Consider the following 17,855-nt stretch of genomic DNA (forward strand, 5'->3'; position numbering starts at 1 on the left):
ACGTGGGATAATATTCTCTAAGACAAATTAATCCGCAATTCAGAACAATATCTGAATTGCGGATTTTTATAACTATTTTTCTAAACTACTATAATTTAAGATATACTTTGTTAAGGGAGATGATTCTATTGACGATGACCAATAAGTGGTTAGCTTGGATAATGTTGGTTCTTAATATCATCTTATTTTGGCTAATCTTTTCTATGCATAATATGGCCGCAATGTATTTAATGGCTGGAATTATGACGTTAGATGCAATTGTAAATTTAATTTGTATCTACTCAAAACATTAAAATAGATTAATTTACCTGCATGATGCTTGCAAAGACCCCGATATGTTTTTGCCGGTAACCAATCCAAGCAAATAACATTGAGCATATAATTCCAACCACAGCAATCCATCCGAGTGATTGGATATATGGATCAATACTTCCACCATATAACACATTAAATGAGTTTGTAATTCCTTGATACATTGGTGTGACCTTACTAATATTTTGATAGAAATTATTTAACACTACCCGAGGTAAAATTCCCCCACCGGCAACCACCTGCATGGCCATTAATGGTAACAGAATGATCATTGATGGAATACTTCCACATAAGAAGGTAAAAATACTACTGAATTCAAAGGCGGCGAATACAAATAGCATTTGGGTGCCAACAAGGGCCCAGAATGTGGTGCCAGAGAAGTTGATTAAAGCTCTTAATAATCCGATGGTAAAGAATGGCACAATAATTGATGCTAGGATTCCAGTAACTTGGTAAGCAAAGTATGCTTTAACCTTTCCCATACTAAACCGAGCGCTCATAAACATCATTGTCAAAATAATGGTCATGATCATTACTCCAAGATAGGTTCCTAAGTTAAGAAACATTGGGGCCATTTGATATTTATAACTACTTGGCATTTTATTGATGTGAACGGTCTTAGCGATTAAGCCACCGCCTAGTCTTTGAGCCATTTTACTAGCTTGTTTTTGGACTTGTAACTGGATTTGTTTTGGCATCAGTTTTCTCATTCCTGCTAATTGAGCAGGGTTAGTGATATTTCTAGCTTGTTTTTGAGCTCGAACCTGGACCTGTTTAGCAACATTGGGTGCAATTAAACTAGCAATCATTCCAGTTGTCTTTTGTGATGTTAGGTTATCCTTAATCTTCGTTTCAATTTGCGAAATAATACTACGATTTAACGAATTTTGTAACATCCCATTTGAATCATTTACATAGAACTTAATGTGCGGCGTCTTCTGTTGCTTAACATCTTTGATAAAATTCTTAGGAAGCACAACCGCCAAAGCAGCTGATCGATTAGTTAACTGTGACTTAATTGATGCCAATTTACTATCAGTACGCTTAACCTTAAATGGTAAATTATCCTTCAAGCCCTTTGTCATCGTTTTGCTACCAGTTGATTGGTCATAATCTACTACTACAATTTGCATATTTTTTGTGCCATTAGGCATATTGCCAAAGCCTGGCAATGCGGCCCCAAGAAATGCCAATCCACAAATTATTGCGACCCCAATTGCAAAATATGCAATTGGATGCTTAAACCATTTATTCATTATTATTACCCCTCTTTTTTATGTTCACAGTAATCATAAATTTCAGATAATCTCAACACAACTAGCAAAAAAGTCTTCAAGTGTAGGATATCCTACACTTGAAGACTTAAATGTTCAGTATCTAGTAATTATTCACGATGATTTGGTAAATGTCATCCACATCCATCATCTATATGCACATATTTCAATATATAACTCTTTCTAAAACTCTTTTACTATTTTCGATATATTAATTAGATACATAAAAAAGCCAAAAATTAGGCAAAGTACACTAGCTGCTATTAAATCACTAAAATCTATCTTTTCATTAAGCAGGTATGAAATACCAATTGTATATATTAAAATTAAAAACCAAAAACGCGTAGAAAGTTTGTAAAACAGATATTAATCGCAGCCGTTTACGCAGATTAGCTAATTCTGCTTTACTATAAACTTCATATTGTGAAACATCTTTTCCGGATACCTTAGTTGCTATGTATCCAGAAATGATTATAAGCATTATGTATATCAGGACCGTCTGAAATGTTAGTTGCTGATTGATGAGATCAATAACGATTGAAATAATTAGAGCAATGAAGTTTAAAATAAAACTCAAAACAAGTCCGTTTTCACTTAGCTTAAATAAGTGCATTTGTTGTTCTTTATCTATCGGACCAATCAACCTCAATAACCAAGAATTAAAAAAATGCATGACAAAATCCCCCTAGCATAAATTTATAAATGCTTAATAATACATATTTATCTATTTTTCAAGTAACCATAAAAATCAAGCTACGTATCAAAGACTTCTTTATTTATGGGGACTTCGAAAGAAAATAATTACGGTGATGCTAACCGATAACAAAAAAGCGGAAACCAGCCGTGCCGTCATCATTCCACTAATAAAGTATGCATCATGATGTGGTAATGCTTGGATAACATCGTGATTCATAATGCTGATCGGTGTAAATATTATAAATAAAACAATAAATGTCAGAATGAGTTTAACGATTGAAAAGGGCTCTTTAAATTTATACCATTTATCAAAATAGCTTATTAGCAGCGCAAGATTAATCATTAACACTAGCGGTATTAAAGCTAAATGAAATCCATTTGGACGTAAATTATCAATAATTTCTAATATCGCACAAACCACATTTATCCAGTATGTAGCCCGTAATATTTTTTCAGCTCGCAAACTATTTTTTCTTTGTTCTTCAAAATGATCTAGCATTCGATCATCTCGAACTAAATCCTCTAACGGAACATGATATATCTCACTGAGCCTAACTATACTACCTAAATCCGGATAATTTCGACCTGTCTCCCAACCTGAGATAGTTTTTCGAGAGACATGCATTTCTTTAGCTATATCTGCTTGAGTAAACTTATTCTCCGTTCGACATACTTTCAATTTTTCCCCAATTGTCATTCAAGACTCCCCCAAAAATTGAATCTATCATTAAAAATACGTATTCACTTGTTGCTTAAAACTTCCTTCAAATCAACGCCTCTCCCTTGCCTTGATTGATGAAGATATTTTAAGTTGTTTCATGTGAAACATTTTGAACGCTAAGTTGTTAATCCTGTTGATTCATAATTGCAGGCAACACTACTGTATCAACTAAATTTTCAATCCAATCCTTAGTAACTGGACTTTGGTCAACCATTGCTTGATATAACATTAAGTTAAATGGTAACAACTTTACGTTATCTGTAACGGTATGCTTAATTTCATTATTTAACTGAGCTGCACTTAACATTCGTTCCATAATGTATAGTTGCTGTTGATGTAAACCATCAAAATATTTATGAACCACTGGATTATCATTACCAAGTTCAATCAATATCGCCCGTAAAAATGGCTGAGAACCATCAAAATGAGCCAGACTAACAACTAAATTTTCCCTTAGAGAGCGATTCGAAAAATCCAAATTCTCAAACGTATCAGCTTCTTCATCGTCAAAATATTCTTCGGCATCAAGCAACAATTCAAACGCTGAACCCCAGTGACGATATAGTACTGGTCGACTGGTCCCCGCTTGTTTAGCGATATTGTTAAACGTAACTTGTTCATAGCCTTCAGTGTTTAAGATATTAATGGCCGCAGAAAAAATCTGATCATTTAATTCTTTATTAGTTTTCCGTGGTGCCCGCTTTGAATCCGTCATTTAATCCATCCTCCATTGAAACCATTACGTTCATTCTACCATATAGTACGATTCCTTTATTATATAAATACACTTTGTATATAAAATATATACAAGTGTTGACATGCTAAAAATACCGAGTATAGTACTCCTATGTTAAATGTTTCAGACAGATATCAATCTCTGCCAATATTCATATGCATAAGGAGAACCATAATGCTGACAATTAAACAAACTACCTTTAATGGGATTGATGAACTTAAATTAACTCAAACTACTAAACCTGACCTTAACGATAACGGGGTCCTAATCAAAATGGACATGATGCCAATCACCCCAACCGATATTAAACGGGAAACCAATCCTAATGCGACCGAAGAATCACTTGCGGAATTACCAAGAACCATTGGTTACAGCGGAACTGGAACCGTTGTGGAGACTGGCGCTAATCGCGATTCAGACCTAATCAATCAACGAGTATTCGTTATGCACCCAACCGGTTCATATAGTGAATACATCGTCTCTGACAATCCAGACTGGATTTTTACCTTACCAAATACCGTGGATAACGCCAGTGCAACTACTTTAACTGCTACACCATTAGTATTAATGAACGCCATTACTAAGTATCAAAGCGCAGGAATCAATGATTTTGTGATCACTGGCGCTAACTCAGTAATTGGTCAATACCTACTACAACTAATCAATCAAGATGATAACCTTCATCTATGGCCAATCGTGTCACCTTCAAGCCTTAATTAATTTAATCAGCAATTTCCAGAAATTACCGCTTATACTGCCGATACATTACCAGCGCTAAATAGCGCCGCCATCTTAGATATCGCTGGCAGCATCAACCTAGTTGATCAATTGGCTGCAAAAATTACTGTTCCTGAACTTACATCAATCGCTTTGATGAACTACGAAGGAAGTATTCCCTTCCAATTCGTTCACGAAGAATTCAGCCATGAAATTTACCAACAGCTAATTCAAAAATTAACTAATCAGCAATTAATTGCTCCCATCGACCGAATCTTCCCTGTCACTCAAATCAAAGAAGCCCAGCACTATACCCAAGATAACCATAGTCGCGGTCGTGTGTTAGTTTCATTCAATTAACGGAGGTATTTTTTTTGACAGATTTTAAAACTTTATTCAATATAAACTGTTTCTCAACTGATTCTGAAGCTCAAAAAGTTGCTGCTGAACAATTACAGAGCAACTACAACTTTGAGATTACTTGTCTCCACTTAGATAAGAGCATCCAATTGCTCACCACGGCAAAGGCTGCACAATTGCCGCAGCCAAGATTTGCGAAGACGTTGTAATTTTTCAAAACGTCACTATCGGCGCAAACCAAACTTATAACCACACTACTCACCAGTGGGAGAACCTTGGTAATCCTGTGATTGGTAAAGGCGTCGTGATTGCCGATGGCGCCAAAGTCGTTGGCCCAATCATCATTGGTGATAATAGTGTTATCGGCACCGGTGCATCATCACTAAAGATGTCCCTGCCAATAGCATCGCTTACGGTGTTAATAAATTTAAACCCCGTGATCCAAACTATTCACCTGTCTTTTATAAAGACATGCCCCACGCCCCAGAAATTATCGCTGCATGCGAGGATGTTATCAATCGTTATAATCAACAATAGATTAAAAGGAGTAGCCCAGACAAATCCGTCAAGGTTACTCCTTTTTAACTTCTGTTTAACATTAAATCCATCAGTTTGGTTGGCATTAAATGATTAAGTGGAATGGTTAAATGTGCATCTATCCCCAATGAATAACGGGCTCTAGGGCGACTTTTAGTGGCGATTTTGGCAATCCTGTCCCCCGCTTTTTTGGCCGACATTGCATACTTTAAAAAGGCCGATTGTGAATTAACCGCACTTTGAACCATATTTTGATATAGCTGCTTATCTGACTGATTCATTTGATCAGCAAAATTTAGTGATAATTCACCACTGTATGCCGCCATATCAGTTTTAATGCCGCCTGGTTCTACGATAATCACTTTAATTCCCTGTGACTTAACTTCTCGTCTTAATGCATCACTGGCCGCTTCAAACGCAAACTTGGTTGCTGCATATGCTGAATAATTCGGCAAAGCGACTCTGCCACCAACCGATGTGATGTTAACAATTGTGCCCCGGCTTTTTCTTAGCTGGGGCAGTAACGCTTGAGTAATGGCGACTTGACCAAATAAATTAACGTCGAATTGTTTGTGCCATTCGGTTAGTGATAGCAACTCAAGTGGTGCGTTAAACTCAATTCCTGCATTATTAATTAATGCTCTTAAGGGCCGACTATTAGAATCACTTTCAATTCGGTCAACTAACGTTTTAATATCTTCCGATTGTGTAATATCTAATTTAAACGGTTCAATGTTTTGACCACTAATTTTATTAGCTTCGGCCATCGTTTTGACACCCGCTATTACGCAATAGCCTTTCTTAGCAAATGAAATGGCGGTAGCCTTCCCAATCCCACTCGCTGCCCCTGTTACCACAACTAATTGATTTAACTCTGTCATTGCTTAGTACCTCCATAAATTATTGTCTTCATTATTAAAAAATAATTTACTTTGGACAACGACCAATACTAAAATATGGTTTTAAATTAAGACAAATATTTATTTTTGTCTTATAATTCGACCATACGGAGGTCTTAATTATGCAACAAGCTGAAAAGCGCATGCGCTACATCCTAACTCATAGTATGGTTGAATTATTGAATTCAATGGCATTTGAAAAAATCACCATCAATTTAATTTGTGAACAAGCTAACATCAACCGGAGTAGTTTCTATCGCTATTATGAAAATAAATACGATTTATTGACTGACTCACTCCCGGTAATCACTAATAATTTATTTAATCTGAATGATATTAATCAAAATAATGATCTTGATTATATAAAGCAAAGTTTTCATTGGGCCATTTCCCATAAAAAACTAGTCAAAAATATCATCATTTCAAACGAGCAATACAATACCTATCTTGATTTAATTAAATCCGCTTCTAAAAGCGTGCATCAAACAATCTCCAGTCTTAGCAAGGACGAACTCAATAATAATCAGATTTTTAAGACCTTTTTGAATTCTCCAGATCCCGATACTTCAATCGAGATGTTTTGTGGCATGGTGACTGGGATTATTCAAATCTTAGTTGAAAAAAATAATATTGATGATGTAAAAATTGATTCATTGATCGATTACTATGCGGTCAAAATCAATCAACTACATTTTTCTAATTAACAAAAAAAGGTTGGCCCTCAACAGAGAGCCAACCTTTAACTATTTACTGAACTTATCATCGACGGCGAATCGCTTGGCGCACCCGTTCATCACGTTTGATAATCAAGGTCGTGTAACTAATGACATTCGCTCCTGAAAGCAACCAAATGTACCAAGCATTTTGATTACTAAAGAACTTCCAAGCAAACAAATCTTTTTGGATTTCTTCGCCTAATTCAGCCACAATTTCTTGAATACTTAGTTCGTGACTTCCGAGAATCTGAATGATTATCCCGAAAGCAAACACCAGAAACCAGCCGATCACATATGACCAATTCCGTTTGATTTTAATAATTGGTCGGTCATGTTTGTCGACATCATCAGTAACTTGTAACTCAGTCTGTAACTGCTGAAAGTACGCAATCAACCAACCAATCACAATGATTAATCCTGCTTCAATTAAGTTATACTTATTCCAACTCATATTAACAGCAAACATAATCACACAATATGCAGGAATTACTACCCAACTAAACCGGGTAATTTTTCAAACTTGAACGACTTAGAGCACATGTAAATTACGCCAACGATAAGTAGTCCATACGAAATCAAATGATCCAATTTTTTAACTCCAGTTTCTACAATCTTTTATGGAGATTGTAGCATAGAATTAATTTTAATCGACATTCGATTTTTTAATTAGTCCTTATCCTTTTTTAAGGTAAGTGAAATTAAAATACCAACAGCACCAATTACAGTAGCAACAATAAGTGAAACATGGGCTCCTGATACTAATGCTAAATGCATTCCATGTCCGAATGCGGCTGGGTTAGTTTTGAGTAAGCTAGCACTTGGGGCAGCGTTATTTGCTTGAGTTTGCATAACAGATACTAGAATTGCAGTACCAATTGAAGCACCAACTTGTCTAACAACGTTATTCCCTGCACTACCATGACTGATTAGGTCTGGAGTTAAGTGTTGCATACCAATTGTTCCAGCAGGCATCATTGCAAATGCCAATCCAACGTTACGTAATGCGTAAAGCGCAATGATTTCCCAAATTGGGGTTGTCAGGGTCAAGAATGATAGTAAAGCTGTACTGATCGTCATCATTGTAATTCCAAAGACAATAATTTGCTTACCAAAATTCTTTGAAACTAACCGGCCAGAAACTGGGGCAAGTAAGAACATTACCACTGCTCCTGGAAGCACAGCTAAACCTGATTGAGTAGCTGTTAAGTTCCGGGCGTTTTGTAAGTAAACTGGCAAGATAAATTCAACGGCCACCATGCTGATTTGTGCAATTGCACTGATAATGGCAGCAGTGGAGAAGTTTTCTTTAGTAAACACTTTAAGGTTGAGCATTGGGTTGCTAATTACTAATTGACGCCAGATAAATAATAGTACTAAGACAATACCAGCAATAAATGCAGTTAATGTTCTTGCATCAGTCCAGCCATAACTAGAAACGATTGAACCACCGTATAAGATGTCACCGAAACCAGCAGATGATAGTAAGACTGATAACCAATCCAACTTAGTGTATTTATGAGGAACAACATCAGCCATGTAAAATAGTGATAGCAAGAATGTTACAGCAACGATGGGGGCAACTAACCCGAAGATATAATGCCAGCCCATGTTATCAACAATAAATCCCCCAAGCGTAGGTCCAATTGCAGGGGCAATTCCGAATACCAATCCTAACAAGGTAGTTGGGGTTCCCCGATCTTCTCTAGGATAAACTGAGAATAGAATCGTCATTGTCAATCCTGATAGAACCCCAGCACCGATTGCTTGAAGTAATCTACCAGCTAATAGAATTGGAAAACTACCAGCAACGAATGCTGTAATTGAACCAATTAAAAATACTCCTAATGAGTAAGTAACTAATTTCTTTGTATTAAATGTGTCAGCCATCCAGGCAGAAACTGGAATTAAAATTCCACCGATTAATGAATATCCAGTTGATAACCATTGAACGGTTGATAAACTAACACCGAATGATTTCATGATACTTGGTTGAGCCACTGATAAAACCGTCTGGTTGATCATAGCCACAAACGCACTTAATATCACAACCGAAACTAAAAGCTTCCGATTGTACTTTATATTTTGTATTGTCATTTTTCATTTTTTGAGCCATCCTTATATTTTTCATACAAGTTAGGTACTAATTTGTTAACGTTGAGTATTATATCCGGATTAAATTAATTGTCAACATATTAGGAAACTAATTTGCTTGAGTACAACGGCTTTTTACGAGTACAATAGTGCTATAAATCAATTCCTAGGAGGGATTAGCGAATGTCTAAAGCAAGCGAAATAAATTATTTAATGCGTACAATTAGTGTAAGTGGCCAGCGACATTTTGAAGAAAAAACTAAAGATTTAAATATTTCTCGTTCGCAATCAAGAACATTAGGCTACATTCAAGAACATCCGGGATTAAATCAAACGCAACTTGCTGAGGCATTTGGCATGCGACCAGCAAGTATTTCGGGATCTCTGAAGAGCTTAGAAAAACTTAAATATATCGAAAAGCACGCGCTTAAAGGAACCCAGGACCGATCAAAAAAAATCTATATTACTGAAGCTGGCAAACAAGCTAGTAACAAGATCATCGATGTTTTCAATGACACTGATAATCAATCTGTTAGTGGCTTAACTGATGAAGAAGTCGATCAATTGATCGCCCTATTATCAAAGTCGCGCATAGTATCGAGACTTCAGAAGATTAGTTAAACTCAATCCAAGTTTCAGTAATTAAAAAAATATTTTTCCATTACCTGATATAATTAGCAATGGTATTTTTACGATAATAAACAATTAGGAGTTAACTAATGAATGAAATTTTAAAAGCCCAATTTTTTGTCGATGATTTATCTGATGATCAAAACGGGTTATTACTGATATTAATAATTACATTACCAAGGGGCTAAAGCGCCCTGAACATTCAGTTGCCATTATTGAAGGTGCAGCCGGTACTGGAAAGTCCGTTGTCCTCATGGAATTAGTTCGTCAATACATGACTGACAAGCGCTACAAGACCTCTTTGGTTGTTAACCACCCAGAACTATACAAAGCTTACCAAGACATCGCAGAGTCGATTCCTGGGATGAAGGTTAACGATATTCGCCGCCCAACATCATTGATTAACTACGCACAAAAGAACAATAAGAAATACGACATCATTTTGTCGATGAAGCCCACTTACTTTACTCAAAATCAGAACCATATGCTCATTACCGAGGCCAAAACCAATTAACTGACTTAATGGACTTAGCCAAGGTCGTTGTAGTTGTCTATGACTTTGACCAGGTCTTCCAATCAAAGATGTACTGGGACAAGGATTTACTCTACAAGACCATTGGTGATCACCCATACAAAAACTTTGATATGAACTTCCAATATCGAATGGTAGCTAGTGATGAACAAGTTGCTTGGATGGATGATTTGACCGCCCAAAAACCAATGAAACCATTCCCTGACAACAGTGACTTTGAATTCAAAGTTTACGATACTGCCGGCGGAATGTTTGAAGACATCAAGAAACGCAATAAAGAAGTTGGAATGAGTCGAATGGTCGCAACTTCTGGTTTTCCGCGAATTGACGGTCGCCATAACGTTGAAATGGACACATTTAGTTTGCCATGGGATGAATGGGATCCCCAAAGAACCCACTGGGCAAAGCGTGAAGGTTCCATTACCCAAGTTGGAACCATTTATACCCTCCAAGGATTTGATTTGAACTATGTCGGCATGGTCATTGGCCCTTCATTTGGCTATGATAAGGAAACTGACACCATGACGATCATCCCTGAAAAATACTCTCATAAGGAAATTTTCAAGAAACGAAAAGATATCAAATTCACCCAAGATGAATATAAAGAATTTATCGCAAATGTATTAAATGTTTTGATGAAGCGTGGTAAATACGGGCTTTACCTAACGGCCTACGACGATGCATTGAGAAAACGATTGTTGGAATTAGCTGAAAGAAAATAAATAAAATTTATAGAAAAACAGGTCATTAAATCAAAAATCGATTAATGGACTGTTTTTTGCATACTTATTTTTCAAATCTAATCTGGCACGATTGTCATTGAGCTAATCTTGCCATCGTTACCCAATTCAAATCTAAACGGGCTAGTTCCGTTGAAGCCATTCCCAGCGACTTTAATGTGTAATAACCACTGTCTTTCTGCTTCTTGAGTCGCATCAACTAAGGTAAATTGCGACTTTTTCCCAATATTATCGGTTTGATTCCAACTAGCAATTCGGTCAGTCCCAACATATTGATTGCCCCAATCATCAATCAAGCCATTTTCAGCAAATAAACTAACAAAGCCATCTGAATCACCGGCATTAGTAGTGCTAATCACATCTTGTAATCCTTGTGGTATGTTATTCATTATTATCACCCCTATATGCATATTCTATCGTAATAAAAGACCAACTAAAATCATTTAGCTAGTCTCATTAATAAATATCTTCAATTATTCTTCTGCATCATTCAGCTGAACTTCTTGATCCACCGGTTTGCCATCATGACGGCGGCCGGCTAATACATGTTCAGTATGCGCTAAGATTGAATCCATTGTATTGAGAATATGTGGATCGGTTAACTGATAATATATTGACTTGCCGACCCGTTTTTGGCTAATTAGCTGGTAATCCCGCAATTCTTTTAGTTGATGAGAAATCGCTGACTGTTCAACTTGGAGAATTTCCTGTAATTCAGAAACATTAAATTGTCGTTGCTCCAGCAAATACAAGATTTGAATCCGCGTTTTATTACCAAGCAATCGCGCAATTTTAACCGCTTCGTCCAACTTTGCTGGATGAATTAAATTAATTGAATCCATTAGCAGCCTCCATTAAATTAATGAAATTAAATGTGAAATTGTCCCTGCATCGATTAATACATACAATCCTAATGCAATATAAATAATGGATGTAGCAATATCACCAAATTTCTCAAAAAATACGTGAACTGGTGGCAATAATGTTAAGTAATAAGCCGCGAAAATGATAATGGATAAGACAACTAAAAATAACACTAAGATTGCTGGTACATATGCGGAGTTGGTGTTGGCAAAGAATGGAATGTACATTGCCATATTATCTGCACCACAAGCCGCAAAGGTAATCAAAACAACATTTGAGAATACTTTCTTAGAATTAGACTTAGATAACTTATCTGCTGCTTCGCCACCCTCATCTTCGTCACTGAAAATCCTTTAATTCCCATGTATATTGGAATTAACCCTAATAATCCTAACACCCACTCTTGAGGAATTAACTTCAACACATCGGCGACTAATAACGACACAGCCACCAAGATAAAGTTCCCAACATAGGCGCCATAGAAAACTGGTCGAGCCAACTTGCCTCGATACAGTCCAAAAACTAGTAATAAAATTACAAAATAATCTGATGTGGTCCCAATATATGATAATAGCGCGGTTCCAAGAGCCTCTAACATATTATCCTCCCTTTACATGAAATAAAATTCATATGATATTTATTTCATATTAACACAGTTGGGAGAAGAAATAAAATTTGTTCGTCAAATAAAAAAAGCAGAAATCATCTGATTTCTGCTTTTTAGAGATTATTTTTCCTGCACTGTGAGGTCTATAATTCTATTTTTAATTTCATCACGCACCTGCCTAAACACTGCCAACACATCATTTTCAGGTACTTCAGCACTTGCTGGATCAATAAGTGGCCAGTGAACTTTCCGAACCGTATTAGGGGTCATAGGACACTTATCGCGAGCATCCCCACAAAGGGTTACTACTAAATCACAGTTGTTTAAATAATCCCTATCAATTAACTTAGATTGGTTTTGGGAAATATCAATACCAATTTCATGCATTACTTTTACAGCATTATCATTCAGTCCATGACGTTCAATTCCTGCACTAGCAATTTTCCACTGATCGCCCATAATATTTTTAGCAAATCCTTCAGCCATCTGGCTACGGCAAGAATTACCGGTACATAAAAAATAGATTTGTTTCATGCTTTTATTTATCCTTATTAAATTATCTTCATTAATTTTAAAATTAGTACAAATAAATTGAATAGCAACATTAATAACATTATGGGTACGATTACTAATATCAAAAAGTTACCATCTTCTAATAATTGATGATTAGTTACTTCAATAATGATTCTAACAATAATTAAAATCAATATTGATAGACTAAACAATTTCAATTCAAATATTTTCACTTAATTGCTTCCCTGCATTTCTAAACCGCATTACTATCCTCAGAAGAATTTAGTTCACTTATCTGCGCCAGAATTAGATTAGCATAACTTGGGTGATCAGTATTCTGTTTAATTTCAGTTTTTAACTCACCAAGTTGATCAGTAATGATGGCATTGACGCCCATAAACATTCATTTGATCCATCTGATCGGTATCATCAACCGTCCATGCATATACTTCTTGTTTATGTTTATCAGCATTAGCAATAAAACTAGAGTCTAATGTTGTAGCTTCCATCGTATATGCATTAGCTTTAGTTTCTGGGAAAGTTAAATTATAAGGCAGAATGAAGCTAACAAACAATTTAGGTGCTAATTGTTTAAGTTGAGTTACCACTGGATATGATAATGTATGAATCCGATCATGATGTTTCAATAATGTCTTTTCGTATCGATCAACAAATAGCTTGGTCATATTTTTACTATCATGTGGGGTAACCTTAATTTCAACTAATAATTTTTGATGCAACTTATTAGCAGTTTTTAAGTAATTATCAAAACTGGCAATTTTAGCATGATGACCATTTTCACGAACAGTAATCTTAGTCAATTGCTTCAAGGTTAATTGATAAGGTGCCTTGTTAATCCCAGCCAATTCCTCAAGATTTTCATCGTGCATCACCACAAATTGGTGATCTTTAGTTTCATGAATATCCATTTCAACATAATTTGGTTTTTCTTTACTAGTTAATTTTAAGGCTGGAATGGTATTCTGCACCCCCATTGCCATTATCAACCCCTCGGTGTGAAATTGCCATTGGTCTACTGATAGCTAGACCATTTAGTAGTAAAACATTGTAAAGCACAACTAAAATAGCCGTTACTACCAATCCCGTTCCAGTCAACCACCGAAAAAGTCTACGCTTCTGACGTTGAACACCAAATTGTAGCAAATTGATTCCCGTTGGTAACACAAAATCTTCACTACCACTAATCATCAATCCGGCAACTAATGCCGATACATAACAAACCATAAATTGCGCAACCACTTCAATTATAAATAAGTTAACCATGGCACCTGCAAAAGCATAGTTGGTACTATCTAAGTATTTTGTAATCCATATACGAATGAATAAATAATCAAAGTAATTACAGAACTAACTGCCACAATTAAAAATAAGTTACCGACATAAAACCATAACCTGCCATGTGTCTTCTGTAAACTAAGATGAACAGCTTCCTTAGCATTTTTGTGTTGCAAAATCATCAATGGTAATACTAAAAATAATCGAATTCCAATATAGGCTATTATTAGATATAAAACTGCAATCCCGGCCGTGTACCATGGATTTTGAAATAGAAAAGTCATAATAAATCCTGGTATTTTAACCTTATTTAATAACGGAGTACTCAAGAACACGGTACTAAATGGAAGTATAACAATAAAATATCCCAAGAAAAATAGGAACGTTGATGGTGATGCAATCCGAAGACTAGTAAAGGTTCTTTGTAAAATATCCCACAACGATGCTGGTCGATTGCGCCTAATATTTTGGATACTCAATAAAATAAATGCAAACTGCCAATAAATCACAATTAGGATCACGAACAATTCAACCAGCAACAGTAGCGCAACAAGTAGATGCCCTGTGACTATTTCTCCTAAATTATTGTAAGAAATATAAGGAATCCCACTAATTTTTAAAACCCAACTGGTAAACCAATTAAAAGCTGATACTCCTAACAAGTAAACAATTAATGTTGTACAAAAAATAACCGCAATGTAACTCGCCCAATGTTGAAAGAAGAGTTTATTGCCGGAACGAAAATTTTTCCAAGCACTCATTCAATTTCCCCCCTAAAACAATGTTTACATTAACAATAGCATAATCATTCACAGATGTTGATTATCATATGCTTTCAATAGATAAGATAACAAACCAGTATAAAATTGAAATATGGTCATGCAATTATTATCAATGATTTTTCGTTGTCCAACGTTAAATAGCGTAAACTTTACTTAGGGTATGAGCTTAGTGAACACAAAAACGGTCCATTTTTTTGAGATTTTGGGGTACTTTACTTAATATTTAAATTAATCGTTTGGTTTTGGGCTTGGATTATCGCTGTTATCATTATAGGAATATTGCTAGTACTCGCTTTCGGTGCTGGTGGTGGCAGTAATTCTTCAGGAGTCTACGACAGTAATCATAATTGTTCAGACGATTTGAACGAACCTTACCGTGACGTATATCCTGATGAAGGAATTTATTGGGATGAATATAAAAATGATTTCAAAGATAATTATTATGATGATTAATGAAAAAATATTATTATTAATTATTTTATAATCAGAAATCTAAACTATAAAAAGATCCGTTACTCAATGTAACGGATCTTTTTACAAGGCTCATGTTATTTATGATATGGGCTACCTTCATTAATCATGAACGCCCGATATATCTGCTCAGTTAACACTAGGCGCATCAATTGATGTGGCAAGGTAAACTTACCGAAGGATATCTGCGTGTCGGCACGCTTTAAAACTTCTGGCGCTAATCCCAAAGATCCTCCAATCACAAACGTAATATCCGAATGACCATAAGTGGTTAAGTTTGCGATTTCCTTGGCGAATTCTTCTGAAGAACGCTCTTTGCCAAGAATAGCAAGTGCATAGACGTATTCACGATCTTTAATCTTACCTAGAATTCGCTCACCTTCCTTCCCCATCACATCCTTCATTTCGGCATCACTAAGTGATTCTGGAGCTTTTTCATCAGGAACCTCTACTATTTCAAATTTACAAAAACGCGATAACCGCTTTGCATATTCGGCAATTCCTTGTTTGAAATATTTTTCCTTCAGTTTACCCACCACAACAAATTTAATGTTCATCTAATTTTCCTCCTCTGACTTAAAGTTGTGCAAAAAACAAGAGGTATTAACAGCTTATCCACAGAGTTATCCACAGGTTGATAAAATGATGCCGCTTTTATACCTAAATGCATTTTTCAAAAAATTGTCAATAGTCATTTTTTATCCACAGGTTTATTAACAACATGTGTTCGAAATCTAAAAACGGGAACCCTTATATGACAACGGTTTTAACCCTATTTTAATCCGAACAAAACAACTCGCAAAAGTATCCACAAATTTGTGGATAACTTTTGGTTTTCAATTAATTTCTATATTTACCTTTATACTGCGATTTTTAATTAAAAAAATAAAGTTATGAACAAAGTTATCCACAGAAATTTTTGAAATTTATTTTAACAACTTTTTTTTTGGTAACATTTTTTGCTTAAACTAAAATTAAGTTTGTCTTTTTAGTATACCGCATAGAAAATCAATTCTAAACGTTAGTCAAAAGAAAAGGTAGCGAACATTCCATGTTCACTACCTTTTTAATATTCTTAACTTCTATTCAACTGTTGATTTTTGAGTTAGCTTAACCTGACTGGTCTTTTGAGAACCATTGTGATAATAAGTGATTGAAATTGTATCACCGATTTTGTGTTTGTAAAGAACATCATGAATCGCTGTTTGTTCAGTAATATTTTTGCCGTCCAACTTAGTAATAACATCATATTTCTTAAGTCCTGCTCTAGCAGCTGGTGAACCCGCAGTAACTTTTAATACTGCCACACCATTCGAAACGCTACTTGGTAACTTAAGAACCGACTTCTGTTGACTTTCAGAGATATTCGATAAGTCAACATATTGAATTCCCAATGCTGGTCTAGTCACTTTACCACTTGTGATCAATTGGTTAATAATACTTACTACTTCGTTAGATGGGATAGCAAATCCCATTCCTTCAACACTAGTTCCTTCTTGATCTTGAGCCAATTTCATTGAGTTAATACCAATAACTTGACCCTCCATGTTGATTAACGGTCCACCTGAGTTACCTGGATTAATTGCAGCATCAGTTTGAATAACCGTTGCATTTCCAGTCTCTTGACCATTTGAATTAGTCTGTGCAACTTCCCGCTTTTAGCAGAAATAATTCCCTGGGTTACTGAAGTAGCATATTGCGATCCAAGTGGTGATCCAATTGCTAATACTGGTTCAGCAACCTTAATGTTATCTGAATTACCGAAAGCTGCAACGGTCTTAATCTTGCTTGAGTTAACTTTTAAAACTGCTAAATCAGTAACTGAATCCTTACCAACGACCTCAGCGTTAACCCGTGAACCATCACTTAAAATGATCTCAAGTGAATTAGAACCGCTAATCACATGATTATTAGTAACAATATATGCAGTGTTACCATTCTTTCGATAAACGACCCCGGAACCTTCACTGGCGGCTTCTAGCTTACCAGAGCTGCTAGAATTGCTATTACTGTCGCTACCCCCAATTCCAAAGAGACCGGCTAATCCAGAAGATGAAGAACTGCTACTTTCCTTTTGTAAATTAATGACAGAGACAACGGCATTCTTTGTTGCATTAAATGCCCGCTCAGACTGAGTATTTAAATTTACCTTTACGTTACTTACTTTCGCAGTACCAGCACTGTTAGTCGTTAACTCAGAAGTTGTACCACTATTTTGATTGTTAAAATGGGCAACCCCACCATAGGTTACTGCTCCTCCCAGTGCTCCGGCAACCAATGCTGTTAATACGATTTTACCAAATCCACTATTTGTCGCCATTCATACTCCTCCTTACTATCCAAAATATCTTTTTGTATATT

At 35.8% G+C, this 17,855-nt stretch carries 20 protein-coding genes and 4 pseudogenes; 8 read left to right on the top strand and 16 right to left on the bottom strand.

The features are described 5' to 3' along the window. Window positions 1–128 precede the first annotated feature (128 nt). A complete protein-coding gene (locus NBRC111893_RS10645) occupies window positions 129–293 on the top strand; it encodes a hypothetical protein (RefSeq protein WP_160114429.1) in 165 nt (54 codons plus the stop codon). A 6-nt stretch (window positions 294–299) separates the two neighbouring features. On the opposite strand, the gene NBRC111893_RS02190 is transcribed toward NBRC111893_RS10645, so the two are convergent. From NBRC111893_RS02190 to NBRC111893_RS02200, 3 genes are all read right to left on the bottom strand, one after another. Further along, entirely contained in the window at window positions 300–1,568 is a 1,269-nt protein-coding gene (locus tag NBRC111893_RS02190; RefSeq protein WP_125007814.1) for an ABC transporter permease, read from the bottom strand. Between the two features lie 790 nt (window positions 1,569–2,358). Next, window positions 2,359–2,979, bottom strand: coding sequence for a helix-turn-helix transcriptional regulator (locus NBRC111893_RS02195; RefSeq protein ID WP_125007815.1), 621 nt, complete (start codon window positions 2,977–2,979; stop codon window positions 2,359–2,361). Between the two features lie 148 nt (window positions 2,980–3,127). After that, window positions 3,128–3,718: a TetR/AcrR family transcriptional regulator gene (locus NBRC111893_RS02200; RefSeq protein ID WP_125007816.1), complete on the bottom strand. Its 591-nt coding sequence runs from the start codon at window positions 3,716–3,718 to the stop codon at window positions 3,128–3,130. A gap of 195 nt (window positions 3,719–3,913) precedes the next feature. On the opposite strand from NBRC111893_RS02200, the gene NBRC111893_RS02205 reads away from it, so the two are divergent. The 3 genes and pseudogenes from NBRC111893_RS02205 (at window position 3,914) to NBRC111893_RS12255 (ending at window position 5,353) form a co-directional block, all read left to right on the top strand. Beyond that, a complete protein-coding gene (locus NBRC111893_RS02205; RefSeq protein ID WP_125007817.1) occupies window positions 3,914–4,459 on the top strand; it encodes an alcohol dehydrogenase catalytic domain-containing protein in 546 nt (181 codons plus the stop codon). A 108-nt stretch (window positions 4,460–4,567) separates the two neighbouring features. Next, complete coding sequence (locus NBRC111893_RS02210; RefSeq protein ID WP_160114430.1) at window positions 4,568–4,816, top strand: zinc-binding dehydrogenase; 249 nt, start codon at window positions 4,568–4,570, stop codon at window positions 4,814–4,816. Window positions 4,817–4,830: 14 nt separating this feature from the next. Then, window positions 4,831–5,353: pseudogene (locus NBRC111893_RS12255) on the top strand (serine O-acetyltransferase). A 44-nt stretch (window positions 5,354–5,397) separates the two neighbouring features. On the opposite strand, the gene NBRC111893_RS02220 reads toward NBRC111893_RS12255, so the two are convergent. Continuing rightward, complete coding sequence (locus NBRC111893_RS02220; RefSeq protein WP_125007819.1) at window positions 5,398–6,234, bottom strand: SDR family oxidoreductase; 837 nt, start codon at window positions 6,232–6,234, stop codon at window positions 5,398–5,400. Window positions 6,235–6,374: 140 nt separating this feature from the next. Here NBRC111893_RS02220 and NBRC111893_RS02225 point away from each other — a divergent pair, with 140 nt between their 5' ends. Further along, window positions 6,375–6,956 (top strand): TetR/AcrR family transcriptional regulator, encoded by a 582-nt coding sequence (locus tag NBRC111893_RS02225; protein ID WP_125007820.1) that lies wholly within the window; start codon window positions 6,375–6,377, stop codon window positions 6,954–6,956. A 55-nt stretch (window positions 6,957–7,011) separates the two neighbouring features. Here the strand turns inward: NBRC111893_RS02225 and NBRC111893_RS02230 are convergent, their stop codons facing one another. Beyond that, complete coding sequence (locus NBRC111893_RS02230; protein WP_125007821.1) at window positions 7,012–7,434, bottom strand: hypothetical protein; 423 nt, start codon at window positions 7,432–7,434, stop codon at window positions 7,012–7,014. Between the two features lie 200 nt (window positions 7,435–7,634). Beyond that, window positions 7,635–9,062, bottom strand: coding sequence for an MDR family MFS transporter (locus NBRC111893_RS02235; protein WP_125007822.1), 1,428 nt, complete (start codon window positions 9,060–9,062; stop codon window positions 7,635–7,637). A gap of 180 nt (window positions 9,063–9,242) precedes the next feature. Here NBRC111893_RS02235 and NBRC111893_RS02240 point away from each other — a divergent pair, with 180 nt between their 5' ends. Together NBRC111893_RS02240 and NBRC111893_RS02245 are read left to right on the top strand one after the other, a co-directional pair. Further along, the gene (locus NBRC111893_RS02240) at window positions 9,243–9,680 is read left to right on the top strand and encodes a MarR family winged helix-turn-helix transcriptional regulator (RefSeq protein WP_125007823.1); all 438 of its coding nucleotides are present in this window, start codon (window positions 9,243–9,245) and stop codon (window positions 9,678–9,680) included. A gap of 98 nt (window positions 9,681–9,778) precedes the next feature. Beyond that, window positions 9,779–10,943: pseudogene (locus NBRC111893_RS02245) on the top strand (DUF2075 domain-containing protein). Window positions 10,944–11,020: 77 nt separating this feature from the next. Here NBRC111893_RS02245 and NBRC111893_RS02250 read toward each other — a convergent pair. The 8 genes and pseudogenes from NBRC111893_RS02250 to NBRC111893_RS11015 form a co-directional block, all read right to left on the bottom strand. Continuing rightward, window positions 11,021–11,350 carry a nuclear transport factor 2 family protein gene (locus NBRC111893_RS02250; protein ID WP_125007824.1) on the bottom strand — a complete coding sequence of 110 codons (330 nt, stop codon included), beginning with the start codon at window positions 11,348–11,350 and terminating at the stop codon, window positions 11,021–11,023. Window positions 11,351–11,434: 84 nt separating this feature from the next. After that, on the bottom strand, window positions 11,435–11,803 hold the full coding sequence (locus tag NBRC111893_RS02255) for an ArsR/SmtB family transcription factor (RefSeq protein WP_439957165.1): 369 nt from the start codon (window positions 11,801–11,803) through the stop codon (window positions 11,435–11,437). Window positions 11,804–11,815: 12 nt separating this feature from the next. After that, window positions 11,816–12,423: pseudogene (locus NBRC111893_RS02260) on the bottom strand (cadmium resistance transporter). A 129-nt stretch (window positions 12,424–12,552) separates the two neighbouring features. Continuing rightward, complete coding sequence (gene arsC / locus NBRC111893_RS02265; RefSeq protein ID WP_125007826.1) at window positions 12,553–12,966, bottom strand: arsenate reductase (thioredoxin); 414 nt, start codon at window positions 12,964–12,966, stop codon at window positions 12,553–12,555. Between the two features lie 232 nt (window positions 12,967–13,198). After that, complete coding sequence (locus NBRC111893_RS11000) at window positions 13,199–13,348, bottom strand: hypothetical protein (RefSeq protein ID WP_225417494.1); 150 nt, start codon at window positions 13,346–13,348, stop codon at window positions 13,199–13,201. Continuing rightward, window positions 13,317–13,946, bottom strand: coding sequence for a glycerophosphodiester phosphodiesterase (locus NBRC111893_RS11005; RefSeq protein ID WP_225417495.1), 630 nt, complete (start codon window positions 13,944–13,946; stop codon window positions 13,317–13,319). The genes NBRC111893_RS11000 and NBRC111893_RS11005 overlap by 32 nt, the downstream gene beginning before the upstream one ends. Then, window positions 13,900–14,229, bottom strand: coding sequence for a hypothetical protein (locus NBRC111893_RS11010; protein ID WP_225417496.1), 330 nt, complete (start codon window positions 14,227–14,229; stop codon window positions 13,900–13,902). The genes NBRC111893_RS11005 and NBRC111893_RS11010 overlap by 47 nt, the downstream gene beginning before the upstream one ends. Before the next feature lie 29 nt (window positions 14,230–14,258). Further along, complete coding sequence (locus NBRC111893_RS11015) at window positions 14,259–15,002, bottom strand: glycerophosphoryl diester phosphodiesterase membrane domain-containing protein (RefSeq protein WP_225417497.1); 744 nt, start codon at window positions 15,000–15,002, stop codon at window positions 14,259–14,261. 300 nt (window positions 15,003–15,302) lie between these two features. On the opposite strand from NBRC111893_RS11015, the gene NBRC111893_RS10650 reads away from it, so the two are divergent. Then, a complete protein-coding gene (locus NBRC111893_RS10650) occupies window positions 15,303–15,476 on the top strand; it encodes a hypothetical protein (protein ID WP_160114432.1) in 174 nt (57 codons plus the stop codon). 95 nt (window positions 15,477–15,571) lie between these two features. Here the strand turns inward: NBRC111893_RS10650 and rlmH are convergent, their stop codons facing one another. Both rlmH and NBRC111893_RS02280 read right to left on the bottom strand, forming a co-directional pair. Then, window positions 15,572–16,051 (bottom strand): 23S rRNA (pseudouridine(1915)-N(3))-methyltransferase RlmH, encoded by a 480-nt coding sequence (gene rlmH / locus NBRC111893_RS02275; protein WP_125007827.1) that lies wholly within the window; start codon window positions 16,049–16,051, stop codon window positions 15,572–15,574. Window positions 16,052–16,576: 525 nt separating this feature from the next. Then, window positions 16,577–17,814, bottom strand: a pseudogene (locus tag NBRC111893_RS02280) (S1C family serine protease). Window positions 17,815–17,855 lie beyond the last annotated feature (41 nt).

The organism is Lentilactobacillus kosonis, from assembly GCF_003864335.1.
Taxonomy (GTDB): Bacteria; Bacillota; Bacilli; order Lactobacillales; family Lactobacillaceae; genus Lentilactobacillus; species Lentilactobacillus kosonis.

Bases quoted from the DNA above. Each gene is read 5' to 3' on its own strand.
- NBRC111893_RS02220 (WP_125007819.1), bottom strand. From the start codon at position 6,234: ATGACAGAGTTAAATCAATTAGTTGTGGTAACAGGGGCAGCGAGTGGG.
- NBRC111893_RS02255 (WP_439957165.1), bottom strand. From the start codon at position 11,803: ATGGATTCAATTAATTTAATTCATCCAGCAAAGTTGGACGAAGCGGTT.
- NBRC111893_RS02200 (WP_125007816.1), bottom strand. From the start codon at position 3,718: ATGACGGATTCAAAGCGGGCACCACGGAAAACTAATAAAGAATTAAAT.
- NBRC111893_RS02240 (WP_125007823.1), top strand. From the start codon at position 9,243: ATGTCTAAAGCAAGCGAAATAAATTATTTAATGCGTACAATTAGTGTA.
- NBRC111893_RS11015 (WP_225417497.1), bottom strand. From the start codon at position 15,002: ATGAGTGCTTGGAAAAATTTTCGTTCCGGCAATAAACTCTTCTTTCAA.
- rlmH (WP_125007827.1), bottom strand. From the start codon at position 16,051: ATGAACATTAAATTTGTTGTGGTGGGTAAACTGAAGGAAAAATATTTC.
- NBRC111893_RS02225 (WP_125007820.1), top strand. From the start codon at position 6,375: ATGCAACAAGCTGAAAAGCGCATGCGCTACATCCTAACTCATAGTATG.
- arsC (WP_125007826.1), bottom strand. From the start codon at position 12,966: ATGAAACAAATCTATTTTTTATGTACCGGTAATTCTTGCCGTAGCCAG.
- NBRC111893_RS02250 (WP_125007824.1), bottom strand. From the start codon at position 11,350: ATGAATAACATACCACAAGGATTACAAGATGTGATTAGCACTACTAAT.
- NBRC111893_RS11000 (WP_225417494.1), bottom strand. From the start codon at position 13,348: ATGTTTATGGGCGTCAATGCCATCATTACTGATCAACTTGGTGAGTTA.
- NBRC111893_RS02230 (WP_125007821.1), bottom strand. From the start codon at position 7,434: ATGTTTGCTGTTAATATGAGTTGGAATAAGTATAACTTAATTGAAGCA.
- NBRC111893_RS02235 (WP_125007822.1), bottom strand. From the start codon at position 9,062: ATGACAATACAAAATATAAAGTACAATCGGAAGCTTTTAGTTTCGGTT.
- NBRC111893_RS11005 (WP_225417495.1), bottom strand. From the start codon at position 13,946: ATGGCAATGGGGGTGCAGAATACCATTCCAGCCTTAAAATTAACTAGT.
- NBRC111893_RS02190 (WP_125007814.1), bottom strand. From the start codon at position 1,568: ATGAATAAATGGTTTAAGCATCCAATTGCATATTTTGCAATTGGGGTC.
- NBRC111893_RS02195 (WP_125007815.1), bottom strand. From the start codon at position 2,979: ATGACAATTGGGGAAAAATTGAAAGTATGTCGAACGGAGAATAAGTTT.
- NBRC111893_RS11010 (WP_225417496.1), bottom strand. From the start codon at position 14,229: ATGGTTAACTTATTTATAATTGAAGTGGTTGCGCAATTTATGGTTTGT.
- NBRC111893_RS02205 (WP_125007817.1), top strand. From the start codon at position 3,914: ATGCTGACAATTAAACAAACTACCTTTAATGGGATTGATGAACTTAAA.